This is a genomic window from Shimia sp., assembly GCF_041624275.1.
Taxonomy (GTDB): Bacteria; Pseudomonadota; Alphaproteobacteria; order Rhodobacterales; family Rhodobacteraceae; genus Shimia.
Map to the genome: position 1 here is coordinate 1 of NZ_JBFJVE010000220.1, position 4,345 is coordinate 4,345.

Here is a 4,345-nt window from a genome sequence, read left to right on the forward strand (position 1 = left end):
CGTCGGCGACGTCACCGACCGGGTGAACCTGACCCCGGTGGCGATCCGCGAGGGCATGGCCTTTGTCGAAACCGTGTTCAAGGGCAACCCGACCAAACCCGATCACGAGTTGATTCCGACGGCGATCTTCACCCAGCCCGAGATGGGCACCGTGGGCCTGTCGGAAGAAGAGGCCCGCGAACAGGAACCGATCGAGGTCTACGCGACCAGTTTCAAGCCGATGCAGCAAAGCTTTGCCGGGCGCAGCGAACGGGTGTTGATGAAACTCGTGGTCAGCCAGAAGACCCGCAAGGTTCTGGGCTGTCACATCGTGGCGCCGGGGGCCGGAGAGATGATCCAACTGGCGGGAATTGCGGTGAAAATGGGCGCCACCAAGGAAGATTTCGACCGCACTGTTGCGGTGCATCCGACCATGTCGGAAGAAATAGTAACGATGAAAACACCGACCCGAACGGGTTGATTTTTCGCCGGGCCTGCACAGGTTAAGTTGTGGCCCGAGACGTGATGAGGAAGGGATGGACCTTTATGGCAGGTAATACTGGCGGCCCCTGGGGCGGCAACGACAACAAGGGCGGCGGCGACAATCGCGGCAATCAGGGCGGCGGTCGCGGCCCGGATGACGACGGGCCGCAGATTCCCGACATCGACGAGTTGATGAAAAAGGGACAGGACCAGCTGCGCGTGCTGATGGGCGGGCGCGGCGGCTCGGGGGGCAATCGCGGCGGTGGTGCCGGACGGCGCCCTTCGGCCGGTGGCTTTGGCAAGGGCACGGTGGTGCTCGGGCTGGTCGCGGCGACGGTGCTCTGGGGCATGGCCAGCTTCTACACGGTGAAGCCCGAAGAGCAATCGGTCGAACTGTTTCTGGGCGAATATGCCTCGACCGGCGGTCCCGGTCTGAACTTTGCGCCCTGGCCGGTGGTCACGGCCGAAGTGGTTCCGGTGACTCGTGAACAGACCGAAGACATCGGTGTCGGTGGCCGTGGCAGCGATGCCGGGCTGATGCTGACCGGCGATGAAAACATCGTCGACATCGACTTTCAGGTGGTGTGGAACATTTCCGATCCGGCCCAGTTCCTGTTCAATCTGCGCGAACCGCGCCCGACCATCCGCGCGGTGTCGGAATCGGCCATGCGCGAGATCATCGCCCAATCCGATCTGGCACCGATCCTCAACCGGGACCGGGGCGTGATCGCGGGAAATCTCAAAAACCTGATCCAGCAGACGCTCGACAGCTATGATTCCGGTGTGAACATCGTCCGGGTCAATTTCGACAAGGCCGACCCGCCCGAACAGGTGATCGACGCCTTCCGCGACGTTCAGGCCGCCGAGCAGGAACGTGACCGGACCCAGAAACAGGCCGATGCCTATGCCAACCAGGTGCTGGCCGGCGCCCGTGGTGAAGCGGCGCAGGTTCTCGAAGAGGCCGAAGGCTATCGCGCCCGCGTCGTCAACGAGGCCGAAGGTGAAGCCAGCCGCTTTACCGCCGTTCTCACCGAATATCAGAAGGCTCCGGATGTGACCCGCAAACGTCTCTATCTGGAGACCATGGAAGAGGTGCTGGGCCGCGTTGACAAGGTGATCATCGACGAACAATCCAGCGGTCAGGGTGTCGTGCCCTATCTGCCGCTGAACGAACTGAACAAGGGGGCGAAGCAATGAGAAAGTCGACCTATCTGCTGCCCGTTCTCGTGGTGGCGCTGATTGCGATCTTTTCTTCGCTGTTTATTGTCGACGAGCGTGAAAAGGCGCTGGTCCTGCAATTTGGCCGGGTCGTGGACATCCGTGAAGAGCCGGGGCTTTATGTGAAAATCCCCATGATCCAAGAGGTTGTGACCTATGATGACCGCATCCTCAGCCGCGAAGTCGGCCCGCTCGAGGTGACGCCGCTGGATGATCGCCGTCTTGTGGTGGATGCTTTCGCCCGTTACCGGATCATCGATGTCAACAAGTTCCGCGAGGCCACCGGCGCCGGTGGCGATCAGGCCATCGAAGTGGCCGGGCGCCGTCTAGATTCGATCCTCGTGGCGCAGACCCGCGAAATCCTCGGTTCGGTGTCCTCCAACGACATCCTCAGCTCGGATCGGGCGGCGCTGATGCTGCGCATCCGCAACGGGGCGATCATGGATGCCCGGGGGCTGGGGCTCGAGGTGATCGACGTGCGCCTGAAACGCACCGACCTGCCGCGCGAAAACCTCAGCGCCACCTTCGACCGGATGCGCGCCGAGCGTGAACGCGAGGCCACCGACGAACGCGCCCGAGGCAAGGAAGCCGCACAGCGCATCCGCGCCCAGGCCGACCGCACCGTGGTCGAGCTGGTCTCGGATGCCAACCGGCAGTCCGAGATCATTCGCGGTGAGGCGGATGCGAAACGCAACGGCATTTTTGCGACCGCTTTTGGCGCCGATCCGGAGTTCTTCGAATTCTATCGTTCGCTGGCCGCCTACCGTGCGGCGCTGCAAGGCAACAACTCGACCATGGTCATGTCGCCGGACAGCGAGTTCTTCGACTATCTGAAATCGGTCACTCCCGGTCGATGATCGGGCTTGTCCTGTTTGCCATCGGCCTGGTGCTGGTGATCGAGGGGCTGGTCTATGCACTGGCCCCTTCGCTTGTCGAGCAACTGCTCGAGGCGCTGCGCGCCCTTCCCAAGGGGCAGCGCCGCACGCTGGGTCTGGCGGCGATGGCGCTGGGGCTGGTGCTGATCTGGCTGGCGCGGCTGCTCGGCGCCTGATCTGGCCGCGCCTCGCCGACGTTTCGATGGCACCCCGCGCACGTTCGGTTGGCGATTTGTTCATCGCTTCACAGTTTCATCACATCAAATTGTCCCTATGCGATGGGCGTTGAGTTGCGCATGATGCTGCCTACATACAATGTGTCGCAGAACAGGCCCCCGCCCGAGGGGGCCGTCCAACAGGTCGCAATACAGGAGAATACCGAGTGACTAATCAGGCAATCGCAATCGCGCGCGCCCGGGCGCCGCAACGACGGGACATCTGGGTTCTTGCGCTGGCCGCTCTGTTGTTTCTCGCTCAGGCCCTCAGCGCCCAGGCACGCCCCGAAACCTTTGCCGACCTCGCAGCGCGCGTCAGCCCGGCGGTGGTCAACATCACCACCACCACCGTGGTCGCCGGGCGCACCGGCCCGCAGGGCATCGTCCCCGAGGGTTCGCCCTTCGAAGAGTTCTTCCGCGAGTTCCGCGATCGCAACGGCGAAGGCAACACGCCGCGCCGCACCTCGGCGCTGGGCTCGGGTTTCGTGATCTCCGAAGACGGTTTCGTGGTCACCAACAACCACGTGATCGACGGCGCCGACGAAATCATGATCGAGTTTTTTTCGGGCGAGGAACTGCCCGCCAAGGTGGTCGGCAAGGATGCCACCACCGACATCGCGCTGCTCAAGGTCGAGACCGATCAGCCGCTGTCCTTTGTCAGCTTCGGCGACAGCGACACGGCGCGGGTCGGCGACTGGGTGATGGCCATGGGCAACCCGCTGGGCCAGGGGTTCTCGGTTTCGGCCGGCATCGTCTCGGCGCGGGGCCGGGCGCTGTCGGGCAGCTATGACGACTACATCCAGACCGACGCCGCGATCAACCGTGGCAACTCGGGCGGCCCCTTGTTCAACATGGCCGGCGACGTGGTCGGGGTGAATACCGCGATCCTGTCGCCCAACGGCGGCTCGATCGGCATCGGGTTCTCGATGGCCTCGAACGTGGTTGCGGGCGTGGTCGACCAGTTGAAAGAGTTCGGCGAAACCCGGCGCGGCTGGCTTGGGGTGCGCATCCAGAACGTCTCGGAGGACATGGTCGAGGCCGTTGAGGGGCTGGAAACCACCGCCGGCGCCATGGTCACCGACGTGCCCGACGGCCCGGCCAAGGACGCTGGCATGCTGGCCGGTGACGTGATCCTGAATTTCGACGGCCAGGCGGTCGAGGACGTGCGCGGGCTGGTGCGTCAGGTCGGCAATGCCAAGGTCGGTACCGCGGTGCGCGTGGTGGTGCTGCGCGATGGCAAGACCAAGACCCTGAAAGTGACTTTGGGGCGGCGCGAAACCGCCGAGACCGCGCAGGCCGCAACCCCGGATCAGGAGCCGCAGCCGCCGGTTGAAAAACAACTCATGGGGCTGACCGTCATCCCGCTGAACGACACCATGCGGTCGGAACTGGGTGTGGCCGAGGGCGTCGACGGTCTGGTGGTGACACAGGTGGACGAGGCGTCGAAAGCCTTTGAGAAGGGCGTGCGGGCCGGGGATGTTCTGACCGAAGCCGGGCAGAAGAAGCTGGTCTCGGTGGACGATCTCGAGGCCCGCATCACCGAAGCGCGCGAGGCGGGGCGCAAATCGCTCCTGC

Annotated in this window: 4 protein-coding genes and 1 pseudogene; all 5 read left to right on the forward strand. The window is 64.0% G+C overall.

Annotated elements, in window-relative coordinates:
• Window positions 1-460 (forward strand): annotated as a pseudogene (locus tag ABZD10_RS13905) (NADPH-glutathione reductase); the annotation flags it as partial.
• A gap of 65 nt (window positions 461-525) precedes the next feature.
• The gene (gene hflK / locus ABZD10_RS13910; RefSeq protein WP_372887367.1) at window positions 526-1,659 is read left to right on the forward strand and encodes an FtsH protease activity modulator HflK; all 1,134 of its coding nucleotides are present in this window, start codon (window positions 526-528) and stop codon (window positions 1,657-1,659) included.
• Window positions 1,656-2,537 (forward strand): protease modulator HflC, encoded by an 882-nt coding sequence (gene hflC, locus ABZD10_RS13915; protein WP_372887369.1) that lies wholly within the window; start codon window positions 1,656-1,658, stop codon window positions 2,535-2,537. Before hflK ends, hflC begins: the two co-directional genes overlap by 4 nt.
• Window positions 2,534-2,731, forward strand: coding sequence for a DUF2065 domain-containing protein (locus tag ABZD10_RS13920; protein ID WP_372887371.1), 198 nt, complete (start codon window positions 2,534-2,536; stop codon window positions 2,729-2,731). Before hflC ends, ABZD10_RS13920 begins: the two co-directional genes overlap by 4 nt.
• 206 nt (window positions 2,732-2,937) lie before the next feature.
• Window positions 2,938-4,345: Do family serine endopeptidase (locus ABZD10_RS13925; protein ID WP_372887372.1), on the forward strand; the 1,408-nt coding region annotated here is incomplete at its 3' end.

Bases quoted from the DNA above. Each gene is read 5' to 3' on its own strand.
- hflK (WP_372887367.1), top strand. From the start codon at position 526: ATGGCAGGTAATACTGGCGGCCCCTGGGGCGGCAACGACAACAAGGGC.
- hflC (WP_372887369.1), top strand. From the start codon at position 1,656: ATGAGAAAGTCGACCTATCTGCTGCCCGTTCTCGTGGTGGCGCTGATT.
- ABZD10_RS13920 (WP_372887371.1), top strand. From the start codon at position 2,534: ATGATCGGGCTTGTCCTGTTTGCCATCGGCCTGGTGCTGGTGATCGAG.